The following is a 24,978-nucleotide window of genomic DNA, read 5'->3' as shown; positions in this document are numbered from 1 at the left end:
ACTATTTGGAAAAGGCGTATTTTAGCAAAACTTCGGAGGAATAGAGAGTTTTGAACTCACGACAATTTCAGTTCATTTTTTAGGTTGAGTGCAGACACACTATTCTCCCAAACACGTTGCGCAATGTCTTCGACTCTTGTATTTAAACTATGTGCCAAACCTTCTAAAACATAAATTAAATTCTGTGGGGTATTACGGGTACGGTGTTCAGTTGAAGCTTGACAACATAATGGCGTCATATCAGGACAGTCTGTTTCAATGACCAGATGTTCAATACCAACATACTGAACTATTTGGTGTAATTTTTTAGCATTGGGATTGGTAATCTGTCCCGTGACCCCTAACTTAAATCCAAGTTGAATAAATGCCTTCGCTTCTTCTATCCCTCCACTGAATGCGTGGGCGATACCACCGTGAACAAATTGCTTTGCTTTTAACAGCCTTAATGCTTCAGCATGAGATTTACGAATATGTAACAGCACAGGAAGCTTAAATTGTTGAGCCAAATCGAGTTGTTGCGCAAAAAAATCCTGTTGCTTAGCGAAAACTTCCGACTGCTTATGTTGCTTGAGAAAAGTATCTAAACCAATTTCACCAACGGCGATGCATTGTTGTACTTCAAGAATTTTTTTTAAATCGTCTAGATGATGAGGCTGATGTTGTTCGATATAAAAAGGATGTAGACCAGGAGCGAGATAACTCCTCGGTGCCTGATCTAAACCATTTAACCAATGGTGTGTTTCAATCAATGTATGAAAGCGTTGGTGTTGAAACCCGATCAGTACAAGGGCATCCACTCCCTTCTGTTTAGCCTGATACGCAAGTTGCTCACGATCGAAGTCAAAATCTTCTACATCAAAGTGCGTATGCGTATCAAACAAACGTGGCATGGACATGTTATTTTGCTTCACCTGCAGCTTGAGGTACAGCAACTTGAACCGAAGGATGAACAGCCTCCAGCATTTCAGGTTTAATCACACCCTGTAGCTTTTCATAAGGAATCGTAAGTCTTGGCAAACCCACCACATAAGGACCAATTTCATATTCACCGTATTGAAGAATTAAACCCTTCTTACCCAAATAATAATTATCAGTGAGTTTAAATTTCCAAGCCTCTTCATACTCTTCAACGTTATCTGCTAACTGCGAATCTATGACCCATTTTTTAAATTCATCATGGGCCAATTGATTTAATTTATTCTTTTGGTCTTTCACCAAAATTTGATCCAGTGACACTTGTTTCTGCTGTTTCAAATCAAAATTAAAGTAAGTTTGTGAAGAAGAACCATGTGCACCTCCTAAATAGTTACTCGTATTCAATACGACGGTTGCAAGTGGTCCTTGTGAATTTAAAATTTTAGGACTAATACTCAAACTAATTTGATGTCCAACCCCCAAGTGCTTTAACTCTTTATCTAAACCCACAAAGTTATCAATATAGGGCTGAATCTGCTCTGCAAGTAACTGCGCTGCAGTTTTATATTCAACAACTTCACTTGCGGCTTGAGTATCTTTGTCTTTAGACAGCGTCTGCTCAGGTTCGAACAACTCTAGCGTTTCTTGTAAATTTTTGATAATCGCTTGATCAATTAAGCCATCTAACACAAATTGATTCGTTCTCAATCGATCAATTGAAATTTCTGGACAATTGTTACCATCACATTCTACCAACCGAACAGGCACTTTTTCAGTTTCACCCTGAAGCACGAGTATCTGAACTTCCGATGCTGCTTGAGTTTGAGTGTCAGGTGACTCTTTAGGCCCGTCCCCTTTTGGCTGACATGCGCTCAGCGTAATTGCGGCAGTAAGTACAGATACAGTCCAAACTATTTTATTTTTTAACATCTCACAACCTTGAGGAGAAACGGTCATTTATCATTGATTTAAGCCTAACCCGATGAAATTGATAGCTCAAGCTTCGTTTGTATGGGTTTAACTGCAATTGTATAGGCTACATTACAATATTTGTAATATTTCAAAACATCTTTTGAAAGATCTGCGGCACAACCACTTGCTTGGTTTGAGCATGATTCAAATAGATATCCAATTGCTCACCACCTTTGACAATTTCGTTCGCGCGAATATGAATACCAATCCCTTCACCATCAAAGAACCACTCCTGATTTTTCCAGCTAAGATTCACTGGAGCGATACTTCTCACTTCACCACTCTGGGCCTTTAACCATTTTTGATAGGACACTTGAAGTATTCTTTCAAAATCATTTATTTGGTTCTTTTGAATCACATCCTGCAACTGTAAAACTTTTTTCTGCTTTCGATCCAATACCATAAAGTAACCACGATCTTTAACGATCACTTCAGCTTGTTTTGTGTTAACAATGAATTGGATCAACACATATTGATTTCGTTGGGTGGCGACTTGCGTCAATATATCCAACTCATAAGGCTGATTCAGTGAAAACTCCTTCATCCATGATTCAGATCGACTTATATAGGTTTCGATGGATTGATCCAAACTCAATTTTTCTTTTTCATTGATTTGATCTTGAATCACAAAAGCCAAATGGTTGTTAAGTTGTTGATTGACCCACTGATCTGCTGTTTTTAGACTTAAAATTTCAATTTTTTCGCAGACCGATTTTGTGCAATTTTCGCTCTTTATTTCAAATTGAAACGCGTCATCATTTAAGTATGGTAACACATCAGCGTTTTTAACTTGGGCAGACTGCCCTGACTTTTGTGTCGTAGACTCTGGTTGTTTTTCACAAGATGCCACCCCAATGACTAAGGTAGCAAGAAGAATACGCAATCGTTTTTTTTGTAAATTTAGAGTAATCACAAGAATCAACCAAAATTAAAGCATTGGTTATTCTGATACAAAAACAGCTTCACGAGGAAGCTGTTTTACATTTTCAAGCAAAATTAATGTTCACGTGTATTACGGAAAACAATATCAGGATAACGCTCTTGCATTAATTGTAAATTGACACGGCTAGGTGCTAAGTACGTTAAATGCCCACCACCATCAACTGAAAGTTGGTCATGTGCTTTTTTCTTAAATTCATTAAATTTTTTCTCATCTGGACATGAAACCCAACGAACAGTGTTAATGCTCACAGGCTCGTAAATACAATCTACTTTGTATTCTTCTTTTAAACGATAAGCAACAACTTCGAATTGAAGAACACCCACAGCACCGACAATAAGATCATTACTGTTTTGTGGCATAAATACTTGAGTTGCACCTTCTTCTGAAAGCTCTTTTAAACCTTTTTGAAGTTGCTTTGATTTCAAAGGATCTTTTAAACGAACACGGCGGAACATTTCAGGAGCGAAGTGAGGAATACCTGTGAATTGCAAGTTTTCACCCGAAGTGAAAGTATCGCCAATTTGAATCGTACCATGGTTATGTAAACCAATAATGTCACCTGGCCATGCCTCTTCTAAATGCTGACGATCACCTGCCAAGAACGTTAATGCATCTGAAATACGCACATCTTTCCCAATACGGACATGCTTCATTTTCAAGCCTTTTTCATATTTGCCTGAACAGATACGCATGAAAGCAATACGATCGCGGTGTTTAGGGTCCATATTGGCTTGAATTTTAAAGACAAAACCAGAGAAACCCTCTTCAGTCGCTTCAACTTTACGGTCTTGGGTAGGATGTGCTTTTGGTGGTGGTGCATATTCACTAAATGCATTCAAGACATGGTCTACACCAAAGTTACCCAACGCTGTACCAAACAATACTGGAGTTTGACGCCCTGCTAAGAATTCTTCACGATCAAGCGGTTCATTTGCCATTTGAACTAATTCTAGTGACTCTTCAAATGCAGCCCAAGCTAATTCACCGACTTTTTCACGAAGGTCAGCATGGTCATAACCGTCACGAATTTCGATATCTGTAATGGTTGAACCAAAACCTGCTTTATAGACATAGAATTTTTCTTCGATCAGATTAAAAACACCCGCGAAGTCACGGCCTGTACCTAAAGGCCAAGTTAAAGGTACGCATTTAATCTTAAGTACGTTTTCAATTTCATCGAGTAGTTCAAGTGGCTCGCGAATTTCACGGTCCATTTTGTTAACGAAAGAAATAATCGGTGTGTCACGCATACGACACACATCCATCAATTTAATCGTACGATCTTCGACACCTTTCGCACCATCAATCACCATCAATGCTGAGTCTACGGCTGTAAGGGTACGATATGTATCTTCAGAGAAATCTTCATGCCCCGGTGTATCGAGCAGGTTGATCATTTTGTCTTTATAAGGGAACTGCATCACAGAGGTCGTGATCGAGATACCACGCTCTTTTTCCATTTCCATCCAATCTGATGTCGCAGCACGGTCAGATTTACGGCTTTTTACCATACCTGCAACTTGGATCGCTTGCCCCCACAACAATAACTTTTCCGTCATTGTGGTTTTACCCGCATCGGGGTGGGAAATAATGGCAAATGTACGTCGCTGAGCAACTTGCTCCGCTAACTCTTGCTTAAAGCTCATGAATAACACCTACTGCAGACATGCAGTTTAGAAGATCAAAAAAGATCAAAATAAAAATTGGCGATATTGTAGCAGATCAATACCGAATGTGAATGTGATGAATCAGAAACTGACCAGAAGTTAATAGTTCTTAAATGTGCTTTCTAAACGATCCACAGGTAATGGCATACCCAATAAATAGCCTTGTAATTGCTGACAACCTAAACGTTTTAAGATATCGGCTTGTTTTTGAGTTTCGACGCCTTCAGCTGTCACCACCAAACCTAAACGTTTAGCCAAGACAATAATACTTTCTAAGATAATTTCATCTTTTGTATTGGGTGAAAGATTTCGAATAAATTCACGGTCAATTTTAAGTTCATCTACCGGGAGATTCTTTAAATATAAGAAGCTTGAATGACCTGTTCCAAAATCATCAATCGCAAGTCCAATCCCCAGGTTTCGCAGGCTCTCAAAAGTACGAATACTGACATCGATATGATGCATTGCTGTCGATTCAGTAATCTCAATAATTAAATGGGCTGGATCGATCTGGTATTGCGTGATTAAACATCTTAATGTATCTACCAGCGCTTTATGTTCAAATTGAACAGCTGATAAATTTACAGCGATCGGGCAGAAAGGCAATTTCTTTTTTTGCCAAGCTTGAATCTGTATACACGCTTGTTCAAGAGCCCAGTAGCCCATTTTAATAATAAGACCTGTTTGCTCCGCACCCTCAATAAACATATTTGGTGCTAGAAGTCCTAGACTTGGATGCTTCCAACGAATTAAAGCTTCAACGCCACAAATTTTAAAATCTGCTGTGAATTTCGGCTGATAAAATAAAATGAATTGTTGTTCTTCAACAGCACGATACAAATCATTAATAAGTTTTGATTGGCTACGTGCGATTTCTTGTTGATCTAATGAATAGTTAAACACACTGTAAGTATTGCGACCTTGCTCTTTGGACATCAGCATTGCAGCATCAGCATTCACCAACAAATCATGTAAATCAGCACCATGATCTGGATAATAGACCACACCTAAACTTGCTGAGATATTGATTTCCTTCCCAGAAATCACAAAGCCTTCTTGGATTTTACTCAATACTAGATTGGCAACTTGATCAATTTGGTCTGTAGAAAAGTCTTCAACAACCAATAAAAACTCATCACCACCAATACGAATTAATTTTTGGTTTTTTTCGAGTAATGCATGAAGTCGATGTGCTAAATTCACTAAAAGCTGATCACCAATATGATGTCCAAAAGCATCATTTACTGCCTTGAAACGATCCAAATCAATATAAATGAATGCAACTTTATGATCTTTAGATTGGTGAAGTGAAAATAATGAAGTGGTGTAATCAAGCAAAAAAAGTCGATTTGGAAGTTTGGTCAAATTATCTTGAAGGGCAAGGCTTTCCAATTCCTTATTCATTTTGATTAGTTGTTGATTTCTCTCTTCAAGTCGTAATTCTAAAATAGCGACAAAAAAACTGACCACTAAAACCAAGCAGGTGACAAATATAATGACAAAAAGTAATAAACCTTGACCTTCATGGAGTTGATTCAATGCTGCATATTTGGCATCCACGGGTTGGAAAGTCGCAGCCGCCATACCAATATAATGCATTCCCACAATACTAAAAGCGATCATGAATGCCACGGCAAGCTTGAAAGCCAATTTATTGTGATAGGTACGCTTATATTTAAACATCAGCCAGAATGACAATCCTGAACCACATACAGCAATCAGTACAGAAAAAATCACCAAAATGGTGTCATAACGAATAATGTAGTTGGGAACGATCAATCCCGCCATTCCAGTATAGTGCATACCTGAAATACCGAAACCCATCAGAAGTGCACCCAAAACTAATCTAGCTAAAGGAAGTGTAGATCTAGTCGTGAGCCATATGGCAAAAATTGAAGCGAGAGCTGCGATCACATAAGAGAATAGCGTTAAACCTATATCGAAACTATGATCTTCGGGTAAATGACAAGCCAGCATTCCAACAAAATGCATGACCCAAATCGCAAGACCAAATATCATGCCACTTACACCGAGCAGCACTTTTTGACCAACTGGGTTTTTGTGGGTACTAATGAGTTGTTCAAATGAAATAGCAATAAAGCAGACGATCACTGCCGCCACAGCAGAACCCGCCACCATTGCATAATCGTAACTCATATGAATCATATAGAGACTTATCCGTACCTGAACCTGTTTTTATTTTATTTAAACCCCAAAAGTACAGCAAATAAATGTAAGAAGGTTCAACTTTTTAATGAGCATTTGTCGCCTACAACAATATCACCATCTCATTGAACGTCAAGTTGTTTTTCGGCGATATCCATAAAAAATGGCGTATCGAAATACGCCATTTTTTAAGTAAAACTTAACAATAAATATTTTTATTTTTGCAAGGCAATGTAATCGAGCAAGATATGAGCTGATTCAGTGACAAATGCCTCTTCTTCAGGTAAAGGTGGGCGTTGATTAGTTTTCATCTTAGCACGCGATTCAGCCAAAGCTTCCATCGATGCCTGATAACTTTCCCAATTTGGATAAGCAGTTTTACCCATTGCTATACGGCGTTTATTTTCTTCTGCCAACGTTTCTTTTTCCAAAGCGATGAGTTCAGCTTTACGTTGATCGATATCCAACACGATTTGTTTATTCTCTTTAGCTTTCTGCGAAATCGCTTTACGCGCTTCTAAATACTTAAATTGAATATCATTCGCAACACGCTGTTTTGAATGAGCAGCTAATTTTGGTACAAAGGCTTGCACTTCTCCCTCACGTTTGAAAGGAGCTGTAGGGATGGTATCCCACTCTAAAGCATTCTTAGCTTTACGCTCCCCAAACTCTTCATCGTAGATATCAACCAATTGAATATCAGGCACAACCCCTTTATTTTGTGTGCTTCCACCAGTAACACGGTAAAACTTTCGTTGCGTCAATGTCGCTTGACCATACGCTAAGCTGTCCAATTGAACTTGAGCTGTACCCTTACCTGTCGTAGTACTTCCAATCACAATCCCACGACCATAATCCTGCACAGCAGCTGAATAGATTTCACTTGCTGATGCAGAAGCCAGATTCACCATGACAGCCAATGGACCTGCGTAGGTTTGAGCGCCTCCATCACGATCTTCGAAGACACTGACGTTACCATTCCCATCCCGAATTTGAACCACTGGACCAGATTTAATCACTTGCCCAATCATTTTTGCCACTTCTTCGAGTGAACCGCCAGGGTTATTACGAAGATCGACGATAATGCCATCGACATTTTGCGCAGCTAAACTTTTCAATGCATTATTGGTATCTTCAGATACTGAACGATAGCTTTCACCAGCACGACGGGCACGGTAGTTGTAATAGAACGATGGAATTTCGACTACCCCAACTTTATGTTTCTTGCCATCTCGTACAATTTCTACTGTTCTTGAACGTACACCTGCATCCTCTTCTTGAATCACATCACGTACGATAGTTACGGTACGTGCCTGACTCATAGATGCTCCAGGTCCGAGCAATTTAATGGTGACTTTAGTCCCACGCTTACCTCGGATCAATCCAACGATTTCAGAACTGGTCCATCCAATGACGTCGACCATTTTGTCACCGTCTTGCGCGACACCAATAATACGATCACCAGACTTAACCTGTCCTGTCTTAAACGCAGGACCACCATCTACGATCGTCTCGATACGCGTATAGTCTTCATTCCCGCGTTCTGGGCGGATCGACACACCAATCCCCTCAAGCTGCAATGTGGTCTGACGATTTAACTCAATTGCATCGATTGGTGGGAAATAATTACTGTGCGGGTCATAAGTCGCTAACATAGCATTGAGCGTTTTTTCTAAAACGTCATCGCTTTTTGTACGCTTCATACGTTCTAATTGACGCATATAGCGCTTGGTCAAAGTCTGAACTGGCGTTAAATCTTCAGCTGAAGTGAGATCTTGCCCTGCTGCTAAAGAAGGATCATCTTTCAGCGCTTTTTGCTTAGCCAAATCTTCTTCTTTAGCAATCGTTAAATTGATTAACTGAGACACCAGCATTTTGCGCCATTGATTTTCTTGCTCAGCTTTATTTTTGAAAAATGGAGCCTTTTCACGATCAGACTCGATAAACACATTAGGTTGATTTAGGTTTTGCGGTTTTTTTAACTCCGCCAACATAAACTCATAGAATGACTTTAAACGATCACGATATTGAGCGTGAATGGCATAAGGTCCTTCAAGGTTACCCGCTTTGAGCGCCGCTCCAAAAGTTGGTCCGTATTTTTTCTTATAGTTTGCCACTTCATCTGCCAAGAAAAGGCTATGGTCAGGATCAAGACTATCAATATACATATCAAAAATACGTTGTGAGGTCGTAGCATCTAAACGCATATTTAAATAGTGCTGACGATCCACCAAAGTTGCTAATTGTCTTGAAACTAAAGCTTGTTCTTGTGTGGGCTTTATATTCTGAACCTGTTGAACCGCTGGTTCATTCGCTGCGATCGCAACATTAATTGTATGACCAAAAAATAAACCACCAGTGGCAATGGCTACCGCGCAAGCGATTGTTTGAAGTTTCATAACGAATTTGTCTTTCCTTGGATAAACCAAATTTACACTATTGTTTTCAGATAGAAATATTAATATTCAAAACCTTAAACAACTTTTTTATTTCTGCCGTATAGTTTTATCATAATCTGTACGGAGAAAATGTAGCAAATCATTGCAAAATTCGGGTATTGTTTTCTCTTTTAAAATTAGAATCACGGATTCCACTATGATTGGCGCATTGATGCTTGATATTGAGGGCACAACACTTAATCAAGAAGATATTCAACTCCTTCAATCTCCACAAGTCGGTGGAGTCATTTTGTTTGGAAGAAATATTGAATCACCTCAACAAGTTCGCGCCTTAACGGATCATATGCGCCAAGTTCGCCCCGATATTTTAATTGCAGTCGATCAAGAAGGTGGACGCGTACAACGTTTAAAACAAGGCTTCACTCTCCTTCCTGCTATGGGACGTTTCGGTGAGCTCTATCTAAGACAGCCAGAACGCGCAATTGAATTGGCTGAGCAATGCGGTTGGCTCATGGCTACCGAAGTTCTTGCAGTCGGGATCGATTTCAGCTTTGCACCTGTATTAGACCTTAACGACATTAGCGATGTTATTGGTGATCGTGCTTTTGCTAAAAATATCTCAGATATCATCCCTTTAGCCCAAGCCTTTATGCAAGGTATGAAACGCGCAGGTATGGCAACCACAGGGAAACACTTCCCTGGCCATGGCTCGGTTAAAGCAGATTCACATATTGCTGCAGCTGTGGATACACGAAGTTATGCTGAAATTGAAGCTCAAGATATGCAAAGCTTTATTCAACTCCAACCTCAACTTGACGCACTCATGCCAGCACATGTGATTTATGAAAAAGTAGATCCAAATCCTGCTGGTTTTTCTCAGTATTGGGTTCAAAAAGTACTTCGTGAAACACTTGAGTTCGATGGTGTCTTGTTTTCTGATGACTTAAGTATGCAAGCAGCTTGTGTTGCAGGTGGTGCAGATGCTCGCATCAAAGCCGCGCTTGAAGCTGGCTGTGATATGGGCTTAGTCTGCAATAATCGGGAATCTGCATGTGTCGCGCTCAGTGCCATAGAGAATTATCCATTGCCGAACCAAGAACGCTTAGAGCGTATGCGCGGTAAGATTCAAGAGATTCGCATTGGTGAACAACTTGACTTAGGCAACGAATGGAAATCTGTCAAAAAGGTCATTGAAGATTTTAGACAATCATTTTAATAATAAAGGGAGCATCTAAATGCTCCCTTTATCTTGACCAATCCAATAATAATCATAGCTAAGGATGTGTATGTCTCAATCAAAACAATCAAAGCACCGTCATATTTCGTTTACTGCTCACTACACTGGCTATATTTGGTACCAAATGGGTATCTCTCACGAAGCATTTGCGACTTCGAAAGGTAAAGCGTTGGCGCAATTCGCTCACCCTTTTGAAAGTATGGCTGAGAAGTTTATCGGTGGAAGTATGCGTTCAACTCTGAAGACACGACATACATTATTAGACGACCATTTAAAATTATTAATCAAACAATATCCAAACCTGCAAATTTTAGAAATTGCAGCGGGACTTTCACCTCGTGGTTGGTGGTTTAGATCTCATTATCCCGAAATAGATTATCGCGAATTAGATTTACCAGACATGGCTGCCACAAAACAATCCGCTTTGAATAAAATCGATCCCGAAAGCCCTAAAGTTTTATCAGCAGACTTATTCACGGATGATTTCAAAACAGCTTTTGACGAATTCGACCCAACACGACCGCTAGTGATTATCAGTGAAGGATTAATCAATTATTTTAATCAAGATTTACTCAAACAATTGCTGAATTCAATTGTACGTTTTGGTCAACCATTCCAAACGCTTCATTATTTAACTGACCTTTATCCCGAACCTGTCCAACATAAACTGGCTAACTTAATTTGGTCGAGCAGCAAATTACTCAAATACGCTTCAAGAAGTGCATTTACCTTCCACTTTAAAGACCCTTTAGAGGTACAGCACTTTTTTAAACTGTCAGGTTTTACTGAAGTTGAAGTCATTCAACCTCAACTGTATTTTGAAAAAAAGAATCAAAATATGGATACAGATCAGCATCTTGGTGATCTAGTATGGATGATTCATGCAATAAAATAATGATTCATTCGTAGCAATATTACGAAGTATCTATTTTTTGATTCAAATGAATTCAATGACAGCCTAATCCACGCTGTCATTGTGTTTATGGGTATCTATAAATTGAAGTAAGCGATCAGCCACTTCAAAATAACCATGCTTGAATAATGCTCTTACTTCATTTCCAATAAAATCGAACATTAAGCATTCGACAGCAAAATGTCCTTGCTCATCCTCAAATTCAATTGCAAAACTTCGAGCATCTTCCTGTAAGACTTCAACTTGAGATGGGTCATCCAAAAAGAATGATACACCAAAGTAATTCAGGTCTTTAATTTCAACTTCAAAACGTTGTGCATTTGTTTGATGAATTAAAACAGAATGCGCATTTTTAAGGGCAAATCGAACTTCCCCCCTTCGATCCAAAGATTGCATTTGGTCTTTATCTAAATAAATGATTCCATCTAGATTGTGAATCGATTCGCCTTTTAAGAAACTGGTAAAAAGATTCATGGTTTCTTTACGACGTTGCAATTGAGGCACATGATCCGCATTTGCAATCATTGCAAACTCAACATCTGGACATTGCAAGGCAAAATTCGCATTCTCAAATGGCAAAGTAAAACTATCGAATTGACCACATGCTACCAATGTTTTACACATCGGAATTGGAACATGGGAAAGACGCAATAAACGATTACAGTTAATTTCATATCGCTCACGCTCAGCGATATCAAACTCAGACATCTGCTTATAAAAAAGTCGTTTAGCTGTTGGAGACATACGCGTTTGATCTAATTTTGCATGATTCACCAAATACAAAATGACAGCCTGACCAAACTCATCCATACGTTGCTCTTGCATCAATATTAATGACTCTTCAAGCAACATACGCCAGCTTTTCCGCGTCTTCTGCATGACGCCCATCAGAATTAATCGATCTACCAGTTCTGGACGATAATGAGCAAAACAGGAAGCAACCACAGAGCCTAATGACATCCCCATAACAGAGACTTTCTTAATCTCCACCAAATCCAACCATTGACCTAACATTTTTGAAAGCTCTGGTAGCTCTAGAGTACCAGCAGAAATTCCAGTATCACGATTGTGGATTTGTTGATTTGAACCTAAAGATGGTAAGTCGATTAAAATAACAGGTCCTTTCTCGAAGAGCTGTTCAACGCAATATTTATATGAATTAAAATTTTGAAATGCGCCTCCGACAATCAGCGTTGGCGTCTGATGCAGTGTTTCTGGCGATGCGATCGCCATATATTCAATTTTCCACCCATCAAGCCATGTGGTTCGTGGCGGCTCTTTAAAACTATTTTTATGGTACAGATCAAAAAAATGAGTGCTGTCTTCAGCTGAATAATCTTCAAGCTCCATTTTTATCATGGAATTCATTCCCTTATCTCCATTTGGCTTTATTGTTTTGTTTTCACAGCCGTTAATTTGATCATACTCTCAATTCGTTATGATTATGCAACATAATTAACATTCATTTCATTTTATACAGATGCATGAAATCTGCGCAATGCAAGAATTCACCTTTTATCTTTTTTAACTGCCGTTAGGTTCTAAAAATAGTTACAAGTTTTATCAACTTAGCTTTTTTCGCTGATAAACATAGATTGTTGTCATCTGCGCTGCTACTATTTGAATGAGATTTTAAAATGATCAGTTAAACTGCTATGCAAGACTCCATCGAACAGTACATGCAAGTCGTCGGTCAGAATGCGCGTGAAGCTTCACGCTTTTTGGCTGGATCTTCGACTTTTGAACGAAATAATGCTTTGACGGCAATCCATACCGCTTTGGAAGACCATCAAGCTCAAATTCTAGCTGCGAATGAACTAGACATGACTCGTGGTCATGAAAACAATTTAGACAGCGCATTACTCGATCGTTTGGAACTTACACCCACACGCTTCAGTGGAATGTTACAAGGTCTTAAAGATGTCATCAGTTTAATTGATCCCATTGGTGAAATTACCGACCTAGCTTATCGCCCGTCTGGTATTCAGCTTGGAAAAATGCGAGTGCCTTTAGGTGTCGTAGGTATGATTTATGAATCACGTCCTAACGTCACTCTAGAAGCAGCCTCTTTAGCGATAAAGTCTGGCAATGCCATCATTCTTCGCGGTGGTTCAGAAGCATTAGAGTCAAACAAAGCCATTGCTACCGCAATTCAAAAAGGTTTAGAGCAAGCTGGAGTACCAGTCAACGCAGTGCAGGTTGTAAATACAGCTGATCGTGCTGCTGTTGGGCAATTGATTACCCTCTCTGAGTATGTTGACGTTATTGTTCCACGTGGTGGCAAAGGCTTAATTGAACGTATTACACGTGAAGCAACTATTCCAGTAATCAAACATCTTGATGGTAACTGTCACGTCTTCGTTGAGGCTCAAGCAGATCTACAAAAAGCATTGCCAATTGCGTTAAATGCAAAAACTCATCGCTATGGCGTATGTAATGCCATGGAAACATTGCTGGTTGATGAAAAAGTTGCTGACGACTTTCTGCCTCGCATTGCTGAACTTTATGCTGAAAAACAAGTTGAGTTGCGTGGTTGCTTGAAAGTCAAAGCAATTTTAGGTGAACATATTAAAACTGCGACCGAAGAAGACTGGTATGAGGAATATCTAGGACCTATTTTAGCGGTTAAAGTAGTCAGTGGCGTTGATGAAGCAATTTTGCATATCAATAAATACGGATCGCATCACACTGATTCGATTATTACTGAAAACTTTAGCACGGCGCGAAAATTCCTTACTCGCGTCGATTCAAGTTCGGTCATGGTCAATGCCTCTACCCGTTTTGCTGATGGTTTTGAATATGGTTTAGGTGCTGAAATCGGCATTTCAACAGATAAAATTCATGCCAGAGGTCCAGTCGGATTAGAAGGACTCACCTCACAAAAATGGATTGTTTTAGGCGATGGCCAAATCCGTCAATAAACCTAACTTAAAAAACAAAGCCCTTTGAGTAAAGGGCTTTGTTTTTGAGTGATTCAACTCATTATAACGAAATAAAAAACGTATAAATTAGATCAATTACAAAGCAGAAGTGGTATATAAAAAATACAATACATGCTATGTTTTACGCATACAATTTAATTAAAATATAACCATCATTTATTTAATAAATGAATAAAGAAAGACTATAAATTTTAATTATTATTGCCTTAGTGGTCGATAGTGCTTAAGTCTAATCACCTAAAGTCTATCTAGGACAATAAAAAAACGCATGATACAAATGCTTCACGATCAAGAAATAACATTTTTTGTTCATTTGGAAGAAAACAAACGAAATATTAAAATTGCCAGTAAAGGAACACACCATGCCTCATTCAGTTCTTATCATCAATTGCGGTTCTTCTTCGATCAAGTTTGCATTATTACTTAAAGATCAAGATTTCCGAATTCATGGTCTTGCTGAAAACTTAGGTACGCCAGAAGCGCGCATCAAAGGCGTGACTGTAGGCAACGAACCAGTTGATATTCGTATTCCAAATGCAGACCACAAAGAAGCACTTGAAGTTGGATTATCTCGCTTAGCGAATCACAAGCCTGATGCCATTGGTCATCGTATTGTACATGGTGGTTCTTTAACTCAAGCAGAGTTAATCACCGATGAAATTATTGAAAAAATCCGTGAAGCAACACCTTTAGCTCCATTACATAATCCTGCACATCTCGTTGGAATCGAAGCGACTAAACGTTTGTTCCCAGACTTACCGCAGGTTGCAGTGTTTGATACAGCGTTCCATCAAACAATGCCAGCGCATGCCTATCGTTATGCGGTACCAAAATTTTTATACACTGAACATAATGTTCGCCGCTATGGATTCCACGGTACGAGCCATGCCTATGTATCAGATCGTGGTTCTGAGCTTGCTGGTAGTTTCCGTGAAGGTGGTTGGCTCACCGCTCATTTAGGCAACGGTAGTTCTACTTGTGCAATTTGGAATGGTAAAAGTGTTGATACCTCTATGGGATTAACGCCACTCGAAGGTTTAGTGATGGGTACCCGTAGTGGTGATGTAGACCCAAGTTTACATAATTTTTTAGCCAAAAACCTAGGATGGGACATTTACAAAATTGACAGAATGCTCAATAGCCAATCTGGTTTATTAGGACTTTCAAACCTGTCAAACGATATGCGAACACTTATCGAAGCTTCAGAAGAAGGCAATGAAGATGCTGCACTTGCTATTGAAGTATTCTGCTATCGTCTTGCTAAATCATTAGCAGCACTCAGCTGTGGTTTACCTCGTCTTGATGGCTTATTCTTCACAGGTGGTATTGGTGAAAACTCAGCATTTATTCGTGAAAAAACATTATCTTATTTGCCACATTTTGGTTTTAACTTTAGCAAAGAAAAAAATGACCAATTAGCTCGCGGTACAGAAGGTCGCATTGATAATGGTACTGGTCCGCAAATTTGGGTCATTCCTACAGATGAAGAAGGACGTATTGCACAAGAAACAGAACATGTGGTGAATCAAATCGGAGATGTGAATTCATCTGAAAAAAAGTCTGAATTTGAAACCGCGACTGCTTAAGTAGTCGCCCGCTCAGACATATTTACATATTTCTTTTTTATTTTTAGATATAGATTTTGATGATATGAAAACAATTGTACTTGTTCCAACTGGTGAAGGTGTAGGTCTGACATCAGCGTGTTTAGGCTTAATTTATGCACTTGAGTGTCAAGGTGTAAAAGCTGGTTTTGTTAAGCCGTTTTCACAAGAAGTACATGCTGAAAATTTCGATCGCACCACAGCGTTATTCCGCCATGTTTCTCAGAACGAAACAGTTGAACCAATCTCATATCAAAATGTAGTTCAGCAATTAAATGCTGATGAAAGTGATGAGTTATTAGAAGAAGCTGTTCGTCTACATCGTCAAATTGCTAAAAAACATGATCTTATTATTGTGGAAGGGTTAGTTCCAAACAGTCGTGATAGTTTTGCATCTGAACTGAATGCTCAACTTGCTCAAGCACTAGATGCGAAAGTCATCATTGTGAGCAATGCTGATATCAAACAACCAGCCTATACAGCAGAAAAAGTAGAAACCCAATTACGTAATTTTGGTGGAGCAAACAGCAACCGAACAGCTGGTGTGCTTTTCATGCGAACCAAAGGTCTGTCCGAGGAGTCTGCACAGATTCCAGTGACCATTGATCCAAATCTTCGTCTGACACAAGAGACTCAACAATTTGTTGGGGAAATTCAAAAAACACATCCACTGATTGGTTCCGAACAACTTCCTGTTATTGCATTAGTACCATTTAGTAATACTTTAAGTGTGCCGCGAATGTCTGATATCGCGCAACATATTCAAGCAGAATGGATTAACTTAGGTGAGGCTGCACAACGACGTGTTCTGCATAGTAGCTTGATCGCTTCAAATATCGAGCGCGAACTGCACAAATTCACGGCAGGTGAACTGATTATTAGCGCATCAGATCGTATTGATGTATTACTTGCAAGTAGTTTAGCAAGCAGCAATGGTATTCCTCTTGCAGGTTTAGTACTGACTGAACATTATGCGCCTAATCAACAAGTACTGGCTTTCTGCCAAGCTGCGATAAAACAGGGCTTACCTATTTTACACACACCACTGAGTACATTTGAAACTGCGACTCAATTGGCTAATTTAAGCAATGAAATTCCTGTAGATGATACTGCTCGCGCTGAACAAGTCACTCGATTTGTATCTAGCCATATTGATGCGGATTGGGTAACGCAGTTGCTGAATGGCTCATACCAACCACGTCTTTCTCCATCTGCATTCCGTCATGAGTTGGTACAAAAATCAATTGCAGCGAAGAAAAGAATTGTTCTTCCTGAAGGTGATGAACCTCGTACGATTCAAGCAGCCGCGATCTGCCAATCACGTGGTATTGCTCAGTGTATCTTACTGGCAAAACCAGAAGCAGTTTTAGATGTAGCCAAAGCTCGAGGGATTGAATTACCTGATGATTTAGAAATCATTGATCCAGACCTCATCCGCGACAACTATATTGCGCCAATGGTAGAGTTGCGTAAAGGCAAGTTAAATGAACTGCAAGCGAAAGAACAGTTACAAGATACAGTGGTTCTTGGAACGATGATGTTAGCACTAGATCAAGTGGATGGATTAGTTTCAGGTGCAGTTCATACCACAGCCAATACAGTTCGCCCTGCATTTCAGTTGATTAAAACGGCACCTGATTACTCTTTAGTTTCGTCTGTTTTCTTTATGTTATTACCAGATGAAGTGTATGTTTATGGTGACTGTGCAATCAATCCAGATCCTAATGCAGAGCAACTTGCTGAAATCGCGATTCAATCTGCCGATTCAGCCAAAGCGTTTGGTATTGATCCACGTATTGCCATGATTTCATATTCAACTGGTACATCTGGCACAGGTGCTGATGTTGAAAAAGTTGCTGAAGCAACACGCATCGCAAAAGAACGTCGTCCAGATTTATTGATCGATGGCCCCCTTCAATATGATGCTGCCTCTGTAGAAAGTGTAGGTCGCTCTAAAGCACCTGACTCTCAAGTGGCGGGTCGTGCCAATGTCTTTATTTTCCCTGACTTGAATACTGGTAATACCACCTATAAAGCAGTTCAACGCTCTGCCAATGTGGTCAGTGTCGGTCCAATGCTCCAAGGTTTAAACAAACCTGTAAACGATTTATCTCGTGGTGCATTGGTCGATGATATTGTCTTTACGATTGCTTTAACAGCGATTCAGGCTGAGCAACAAGCCCAATAATTTGATTTGCATATGAGTTACCATCCTCGCGAAAGTGAGGATGGTTTTTTCAATAAATCCCTTAGAACACTGAGATCTATGATTAACTCCTACGTGTTGTAACTTAGAATCATGAGGTTAACTAAAGACTTATATAAAAAAACAAGAACTCTTAAAGAGTTCTTGTTTAAGACAAGATCGAAAATTAACTTTGAATAAATGCAAGAAGATCAGGGTTAATCACGTCATGATTAATAGTAAGCATCCCATGTGAATAACCTGGATAAATTTTTAAAGTTCCATTTTGTACCAATTCAGCCGATAACTTTCCTGAAATATCAAGAGGAACAATTTGGTCATCATCACCATGTAAAACTAATACTGGCACTGAAATTTTCTTAAGGTCTTCTCTAAAATCAGTTTGGGAGAAAGCCACAATCCCTTCATAATGAGCTTTAGCAGAACCCATCATTCCTTGTCTCCACCAATTCTGAATCACCGGCTCAGACGGCTTCGCATTTGAACGATTAAAGCCATAAAATGGACCTTCAGGTACAGCACGATAGAATTCAGCTCGATTTTTAAATAACTGAGCCTGCATATCATCAAAAACAGCTTTCGGCAATCCATTTGGATTATCTTCGGTTTTCACCATATAAGGTGGTACAGAGCTCACAAGAACAGCTTTAGAGACACGTTCCTCACCATATCTTGCTATATAGTGTGCAACCTCTCCACCGCCTGTTGAATGACCAATATGAATCGCCTTTTTAATGCCCAAATGCTCTACAACAGCCGCAACATCATCAGCATAATGATCCATATCATGACCTTCAGACACTTGAGAAGATCGTCCATGACCACGGCGGTCATGCGCCACTACACGGTAACCTTTGTCTAAAAAGTAAAGTATTTGCGCATCCCAATCATCTGAACTTAAAGGCCACCCATGATGAAAAAAAAGAACCTCACCGTCACGTGATCCCCAATCTTTATAAAAAATTTCAACACCGTCTTTAGTCTTTACATAACTCATTTTCAACTCCTTAAATTGGTTGAATAATAATTGAATATGAAATCAAATTAATTCTTAAGCAATTGAATATTTTCTTAAAATTTAATTCGATTTATTAGGATTAGAACTTCATTAAAAACTTAAATGTGTTAAAAACCAAGTAACCATTTAGAGGGTTAAAACTGTTCTACCTCAGATTAAAGTAACGGATTTGGCATAAGTTTAATTGACTCAGATGATATAGTTTAAGTATCAATTGAATCATTTTCTGGAGATTTTTCTTTTTCGGTATTGCAAAGGTGTCTCACCCGTCCAACGTTTAAATGCTCGTGAAAAAACAGAACTCTCTGAGAAACCGAGAACGCTGACAATATGGCACATGGAAATCTCTTTGGATGCTAATAATTGCTTTGCAGTCCGAATACGATAATGAGTTAGAATTTTCTCAAAAGAAGTGTCAATATCGTTTAAAGATGCACGCAAGGTGTTGACCTTCATATTTAACTTGTCTGCCACATGCTTTAATTGAACATTGCCTGATTCGAGTAAAACATCAGCTAGAATTTGTTCTATATCAGAAATAAGTTCATATTTTTCAACCTGTCTCATCTGACGTTTTGCATAAGTTTCATGGATGGCAAATAATTCAGGCTCATACCAGTCAAATTTTAAATTCAACAACGCTGCATCAAATATAATTTTCCCATCTGGACAGCCCAACTCAACTTCACATCCCCATACGCGCTTGTATTCTATTAATGTCGCACCATATTCATAGGGTAAATAAATTTTAATTGGGCGGAATTGATCATCTGTAATGAATTTCAAAAACTTTAAAATCACACTGATCACAATCTCTAAATAGTGCCGAACAGGATGATTGAACCCTTGAATTCCAGCAACATGCTCATCTGTGAACAGGCTAAAATGAAAAGCTGAAGAAAGTAATTTTTGGTAATTTAAAGCTTTCTCTAGTCCAACTTTAAATCCCGAACTACTCAAAAACAGATACTCAATCACTGAGCCTCTAATTACAGGAAAATGCTCTCCTACATGTAAACCAATATCTCTGTCATTAGAAACTTTTTGCGCTGTATTCCAAAATCGGTACTGACATGAATTATCTCTGCGAACTGTCTTATCAGGCAACTGTGCGGGCAATCTTACATCTTCTAAAATTTGCTCTACATTTAATCCCATCTGTTGCATTGTGATATAGGCATAACTCAGAAAGACTCCAGCGTCACTTGACTTCATATTTAATTAACTTCTAGATTTTATGAAATATATAAATAATATTGATTTTTAATTATATAAATATTTACTTAATACTTTCTATTGAAAATCTTAACAAAATTTAATTTCATAAAGTCAATGTATTAGAATTATTGATGACTAAAATAGTGAAATTTCACCCATTTAATCTAAAAATATTATGAGATAAATTTGAAAAAAATTATTGTTACGTATAAAAAGCTTAAACAACTTATTACGTAAACGTATTTCCATCTAAAAAATTAATTAGCAAATATTAATTTTAACTTTTCTATGAATGAATCTGCTCTCTTAAACTTTCGCCCAATTCCTCAGCAAAAAAGCCACAATTGAATCATTTTGTCTTATAATTTAGCCCGCTAGCTATCAGCCCGCTCAAGAGATATTTGTATGACAACTATTATCAAGCAAGACGACTTGATCACATCCGTTAAAGATGCGCTTCAGTTCATTTCTTACTATCATCCACAAGACTTCATCCAAGCAATGAGTCGTGCGTATGACCGTGAAGAAAACAAAGCTGCCAAAGATGCGATCGCACAAATCTTAATCAATTCACGTATGTGTGCCGAAGGTCACCGTCCGATCTGTCAAGATACTGGTATCGTCAACGTATTCGTTGAAGTGGGCATGGACGTTAAATTTGATTTAACAATGAGCTTAGACGACGCGATTAACGAAGGTGTTCGCCAAGGTTACTTAGAAAACTCTAACGTACTTCGCGCATCTGTACTTGCTGATCCTGCTTTTGGCCGTAAGAATACGAAGGATAACACCCCTGCTGTGATCTACCATAAACTTGTTCCAGGTAACAAAGTTGATATCACTGTTGCAGCAAAAGGTGGTGGTTCAGAAAATAAATCTAAACTTGCTATGTTAAACCCATCCGATTCAATCGTGGACTGGGTACTGAAAACTGTACCAACCATGGGTGCAGGCTGGTGTCCTCCTGGTATGCTTGGTATTGGGATCGGTGGTACTGCTGAGAAAGCCATGATGCTTGCAAAAGAAGCATTGATGGAAGAGATCAACATGGACGAACTACTTCGTCGAGGTCCGCAAAATAAACTTGAAGAACTTCGTATCGAAATCTTCGAGAAAGTAAATGCTTTAGGTATCGGTGCACAAGGTCTTGGTGGCTTAACGACTGTTCTAGACATCAAAATTAAAGACTACCCTTGTCACGCTGCGGGCAAACCAGTGGGTATGATTCCGAACTGTGCTGCGACTCGTCACGCACACTTCACACTAGACGGTACAGGTGTTGCGAATATTATTGCACCTAAACTTGAAGACTATCCTGAAGTCACTTGGGACTCATCTTCTTCTAAACGTGTTGACTTAGATAACATCACACAAGAAGAAATGAACTCTTGGAAACCAGGTGATACGCTTCTTCTTAACGGCACAATCTATACAGGTCGTGACGCTGCGCACAAACGTATGGTTGATATGTTAAACAACGGTGAAGAGCTTCCTGTAGACCTTAAAGGTAAGTTCATTTACTACGTTGGTCCTGTTGATCCAGTGGGTGACGAAGTTGTAGGTCCTGCAGGTCCAACAACTGCAACACGTATGGATAAGTTCACACGTCAAGTTTTAGAAGCAACTGGTCTTTTCGGTATGATCGGTAAAGCGGACCGCGGTCCTGCTGCGATTGAAGCTATCAAAGACAATAAAGCAACTTACCTCATGGCTGTAGGCGGTGCTGCATATCTCGTATCTAAAGCAATTCGTGAAGCGGAAGTTGTCGCTTTTGAAGATTTAGGTATGGAAGCAATCTATAAGTTCGTGGTTAAAGATATGCCTGTATCTGTTGCAGTAGACGTTAACGGAACATCAGTTCACGCAACTGCACCAAAAATTTGGCAGGCTAAAATTGGTAAAATTCCAGTTGTAGATGCAGCTGCACAATAAATAATATTCGACTTGTCTCAAGTTAAAAAAGCACTCTATCATTAGGGTGCTTTTTTATACCGAGAATACTCATGAAAATTTTAAGAACATTATTTTTGAGCGGATGCATGATCTGCTCACCTGCGGTTATGGCAGCTCAAGCGACTGATCAACAAATCGAAAAACTCATACAAGTATTGAATTTAGATCAGCTCTTACAAAGTACACTTAAACAAATCCGACCTCAAATTGATCAACAGGCCTATAGCATTGTTCAAAATATTGTTAAGGCCGAAAAATTAACACCACAACAACAAGTTATTGCCAATGAGCTGGCTGATAAAATTCACCAAGAAAATATTAAGCAAACTTCTTGGGAAAAACTTAAACCGATCTATCTGAAAATTTATAAAGATGTCTATGATGCCGAAGAAGTTCAAGCCCAGATCGACTTTTATTCCTCTCCAACAGGTCAATCCATTTTAAATAAAGGTCCACTTGTTGCTCAAGAATCCATGAAAATCCTGAATCAACAACTTGCAGGCTCTTTACAATCTACAGAAAAGAATTTTGCTGAAGTCCAAAAGAAATTAGAACAACTACAAAAACAAAGTATTCATACTGACTCGAAATAAGCTAAAAACCATTCTGCTGAATCAGAGTTACCATGTGCGTGGATCATATATCTTAAAAGGTTCTGTTAAGCGCACATCATCACTGGCTTTATATTCTTTATTTTTAATTTTTTCTTTTGATTTTTGCAATGTTCCGTTCGGTTGAATAACGGCAACATAGTTAAGCCCAGGCGTTTTCAACTGAGTCATGCCAATTTCTCTTAATGCCTGTTTTGTTGGCATTTGCATCAATGGTCCAACTCTGAGGAGATCTTCACTACCATTTGGTCCACCTCGAAACTGTTCTTCTTCATATTTTAAGAAATACTGCTGCCCCGCTTTAACACTAAAACTTGCAACCAAAGGTTTTTGAAAATGCATCACAGTTAAAGGTCGACTGATACTAAGTTGATAATCCCCTTCAGCCAGCTCTATCCAATAATAATGATTGCTGATTAAACTCGGAATGCGCTTACCATTTAGAAAAAAACTCGGTGCAATAATTTCCTGACGATTCCACTTACTATCAGGACGGTACAGATACAACACTGCGGCTTGCTGATGTTGAGGTTTTACACGGCTGAAAAACTGTCCTGGTTTTTGATTTACCCATGAGCCCAGATCAAATCCTGCAACTTTATATTGAGCTAGCTTCTGAGATACAAAAGTTTTTTTCTCACTAAAATCTACCGGTTTTAACGTTGAAACCACATGAGTTTGATTATTATCGTTAAGCCCTTTATGTGTCTGACATGCCACAAGAAACAGACTCAAAGCACACACTGCTACGGTTGATCGCATGATTATCCCTCATCACGAATACTTTTTATTCTATGTCATATTTTTGTTATCGTTAGATTATCATCTCAATCCGAGATTAAAAACAAAAAACGCGCAAAAAGTGGGACTTTTTACGCGTTTCAGATGAATTACAATCAATTAAGCAGATTTAGTATCTAAAATCTTTAAATCGACCTTTTCTTCAACTTGTTGTTCTTGTTTAGGTTGGCGCTCAGTTCGATATTCTGGTTCAGCATTTTCATTGATCACAGCTTCATTGATCACAACAGTACCAATATCAGAGCGACTTGGTAAATCGTACATCGTATCGAGTAAGACGTTTTCAAGAATTGAACGTAAACCACGTGCACCTGTATTACGCTCAAGTGCTTTTTTCGCAACAGCTCGCAATGCTGAATCTTCAAATAATAGATCAACATCTTCCATTTCGAACAAGTATTGATACTGACGCGTTAATGCATTTTTTGGTTCAGTCAAAATTTGCATTAATGCTTCTTCGTCCAATTCTTCGAGCGTTGCAATCACTGGCAGACGACCAATGAATTCAGGGATTAAACCAAATTTCACAAGATCGGCAGCTTCTACCTGACTAAATAATTCAGATAACTTCTTAGAGTCATCTTTAGTCTTCACGTCAGCAGTGAAACCAATTCCACCTTTTTCTTGACGCTGTTGCACGACACGCTCCAAACCAGAGAATGCACCACCGCAGATGAACAGGATATTAGACGTATCAATTTGAATGAACTCTTGCTGTGGATGCTTACGACCACCTTGAGGTGGAATTGAAGCTACCGTGCCTTCGATCATTTTTAAAAGCGCTTGTTGAACACCTTCACCTGAAACATCACGTGTTATTGAAGGATTTTCAGACTTACGGGTAATCTTATCGATCTCGTCGATATAAATGATACCCTTCTGTGCTTTCTCAACATCGTAATCTGCTTTTTGTAGCAATTTTTGAACGATATTCTCAACATCTTCACCAACATAACCAGCTTCAGTTAATGTCGTTGCATCAGCCATCGCAAATGGCACATCTAATAAGCGCGCTAAAGTTTGCGCCAACAAAGTCTTACCCGAACCTGTTGGTCCTATGAGTAAGATATTGCTTTTAGCAAGTTCTACACGATCTTCTGACTTTGCAGTTGATTGAGTCACTTTAAGACGTTTATAGTGGTTATATACCGCAACAGAGAGCGTTTTTTTCGCAGTGTCTTGACCAATCACATATTGATCTAAAGCTGCACGAATTTCATGCGGCTTAGGTAATGGACGAGTTGCCCATTCACCAGTTTCGACTTGCTGGCTCGTCTGAACTAAATCTAAGCATACATCTACACATTCATTACAAATGTAAGCGTCCTCGCCTGCAATGAGTTTACCCACTTCAGACTGCGTTTTACCGCAAAATGAACAATGCTTTTGTCCTTGAGGATTTTCAGACATCTT

General features: G+C 39.0%; 18 protein-coding genes. 7 read left to right on the top strand and 11 right to left on the bottom strand.

The genetic code is table 11. The features are described from left to right. Window positions 1–56: 56 nt before the first annotated feature. The 6 genes from AC1M9J_RS08315 to AC1M9J_RS08290 all read right to left on the bottom strand — a co-directional run bounded on the left by AC1M9J_RS08315 (window position 57) and on the right by AC1M9J_RS08290 (window position 9,062). Window positions 57–890 carry a TatD family hydrolase gene (locus tag AC1M9J_RS08315; protein ID WP_481596279.1) on the bottom strand — a complete coding sequence of 278 codons (834 nt, stop codon included), beginning with the start codon at window positions 888–890 and terminating at the stop codon, window positions 57–59. Window positions 891–897: 7 nt separating this feature from the next. Continuing rightward, a complete protein-coding gene (locus tag AC1M9J_RS08310) occupies window positions 898–1,845 on the bottom strand; it encodes an RsiV family protein (RefSeq protein ID WP_481596250.1) in 948 nt (315 codons plus the stop codon). A 130-nt stretch (window positions 1,846–1,975) separates the two neighbouring features. Then, window positions 1,976–2,800, bottom strand: a complete 825-nt coding sequence (locus AC1M9J_RS08305) for a hypothetical protein (RefSeq protein ID WP_481952151.1) — start codon at window positions 2,798–2,800, stop codon at window positions 1,976–1,978. 83 nt (window positions 2,801–2,883) lie between these two features. Further along, window positions 2,884–4,476: a peptide chain release factor 3 gene (locus AC1M9J_RS08300; RefSeq protein WP_035265298.1), complete on the bottom strand. Its 1,593-nt coding sequence runs from the start codon at window positions 4,474–4,476 to the stop codon at window positions 2,884–2,886. A 120-nt stretch (window positions 4,477–4,596) separates the two neighbouring features. Next, on the bottom strand, window positions 4,597–6,663 hold the full coding sequence (locus AC1M9J_RS08295; RefSeq protein WP_035265296.1) for a putative bifunctional diguanylate cyclase/phosphodiesterase: 2,067 nt from the start codon (window positions 6,661–6,663) through the stop codon (window positions 4,597–4,599). A 215-nt stretch (window positions 6,664–6,878) separates the two neighbouring features. Continuing rightward, on the bottom strand, window positions 6,879–9,062 hold the full coding sequence (locus AC1M9J_RS08290; protein ID WP_035265294.1) for a carboxy terminal-processing peptidase: 2,184 nt from the start codon (window positions 9,060–9,062) through the stop codon (window positions 6,879–6,881). A gap of 196 nt (window positions 9,063–9,258) precedes the next feature. Here AC1M9J_RS08290 and nagZ point away from each other — a divergent pair, with 196 nt between their 5' ends. Together nagZ and AC1M9J_RS08280 are read left to right on the top strand one after the other, a co-directional pair. Next, the gene (nagZ, locus tag AC1M9J_RS08285; RefSeq protein WP_481594954.1) at window positions 9,259–10,278 is read left to right on the top strand and encodes a beta-N-acetylhexosaminidase; all 1,020 of its coding nucleotides are present in this window, start codon (window positions 9,259–9,261) and stop codon (window positions 10,276–10,278) included. 70 nt (window positions 10,279–10,348) lie between these two features. Next, window positions 10,349–11,194, top strand: a complete 846-nt coding sequence (locus tag AC1M9J_RS08280; RefSeq protein ID WP_481587574.1) for a class I SAM-dependent methyltransferase — start codon at window positions 10,349–10,351, stop codon at window positions 11,192–11,194. A gap of 63 nt (window positions 11,195–11,257) precedes the next feature. On the opposite strand, the gene AC1M9J_RS08275 is transcribed toward AC1M9J_RS08280, so the two are convergent. Beyond that, window positions 11,258–12,580 (bottom strand): alpha/beta fold hydrolase, encoded by a 1,323-nt coding sequence (locus tag AC1M9J_RS08275; protein WP_481952150.1) that lies wholly within the window; start codon window positions 12,578–12,580, stop codon window positions 11,258–11,260. A gap of 287 nt (window positions 12,581–12,867) precedes the next feature. Here AC1M9J_RS08275 and AC1M9J_RS08270 point away from each other — a divergent pair, with 287 nt between their 5' ends. The 3 genes from AC1M9J_RS08270 to pta all read left to right on the top strand — a co-directional run bounded on the left by AC1M9J_RS08270 (window position 12,868) and on the right by pta (window position 17,946). After that, on the top strand, window positions 12,868–14,133 hold the full coding sequence (locus AC1M9J_RS08270) for a glutamate-5-semialdehyde dehydrogenase (protein WP_481596246.1): 1,266 nt from the start codon (window positions 12,868–12,870) through the stop codon (window positions 14,131–14,133). Between the two features lie 383 nt (window positions 14,134–14,516). Beyond that, entirely contained in the window at window positions 14,517–15,740 is a 1,224-nt protein-coding gene (locus AC1M9J_RS08265; protein ID WP_481952149.1) for an acetate/propionate family kinase, read from the top strand. Window positions 15,741–15,804: 64 nt separating this feature from the next. Continuing rightward, the gene (gene pta, locus AC1M9J_RS08260) at window positions 15,805–17,946 is read left to right on the top strand and encodes a phosphate acetyltransferase (protein ID WP_481952148.1); all 2,142 of its coding nucleotides are present in this window, start codon (window positions 15,805–15,807) and stop codon (window positions 17,944–17,946) included. A 184-nt stretch (window positions 17,947–18,130) separates the two neighbouring features. Here the strand turns inward: pta and AC1M9J_RS08255 are convergent, their stop codons facing one another. Together AC1M9J_RS08255 and AC1M9J_RS08250 are read right to left on the bottom strand one after the other, a co-directional pair. Beyond that, complete coding sequence (locus AC1M9J_RS08255) at window positions 18,131–18,961, bottom strand: alpha/beta fold hydrolase (RefSeq protein ID WP_481952147.1); 831 nt, start codon at window positions 18,959–18,961, stop codon at window positions 18,131–18,133. Window positions 18,962–19,201: 240 nt separating this feature from the next. Continuing rightward, window positions 19,202–20,197 (bottom strand): AraC family transcriptional regulator, encoded by a 996-nt coding sequence (locus AC1M9J_RS08250; RefSeq protein WP_481597599.1) that lies wholly within the window; start codon window positions 20,195–20,197, stop codon window positions 19,202–19,204. Window positions 20,198–20,605: 408 nt separating this feature from the next. Between AC1M9J_RS08250 and AC1M9J_RS08245 the strand changes: the two genes are divergently transcribed. Beyond that, the gene (locus tag AC1M9J_RS08245) at window positions 20,606–22,132 is read left to right on the top strand and encodes a fumarate hydratase (RefSeq protein WP_035265279.1); all 1,527 of its coding nucleotides are present in this window, start codon (window positions 20,606–20,608) and stop codon (window positions 22,130–22,132) included. 71 nt (window positions 22,133–22,203) lie between these two features. Next, window positions 22,204–22,746 (top strand): DUF2059 domain-containing protein, encoded by a 543-nt coding sequence (locus AC1M9J_RS08240; protein WP_481597598.1) that lies wholly within the window; start codon window positions 22,204–22,206, stop codon window positions 22,744–22,746. A 27-nt stretch (window positions 22,747–22,773) separates the two neighbouring features. On the opposite strand, the gene AC1M9J_RS08235 is transcribed toward AC1M9J_RS08240, so the two are convergent. Together AC1M9J_RS08235 and clpX are read right to left on the bottom strand one after the other, a co-directional pair. Continuing rightward, the gene (locus AC1M9J_RS08235) at window positions 22,774–23,526 is read right to left on the bottom strand and encodes a DUF2846 domain-containing protein (RefSeq protein WP_481952146.1); all 753 of its coding nucleotides are present in this window, start codon (window positions 23,524–23,526) and stop codon (window positions 22,774–22,776) included. A gap of 138 nt (window positions 23,527–23,664) precedes the next feature. After that, window positions 23,665–24,975, bottom strand: coding sequence for an ATP-dependent protease ATP-binding subunit ClpX (gene clpX / locus AC1M9J_RS08230; RefSeq protein ID WP_035265272.1), 1,311 nt, complete (start codon window positions 24,973–24,975; stop codon window positions 23,665–23,667). Window positions 24,976–24,978: the final 3 nt, after the last annotated feature.

The sequence above is a fragment of the Acinetobacter sp. ANC_7588 genome (assembly GCF_056783995.1).
This window is presented reverse-complemented; position numbering and strand designations above follow the sequence as displayed.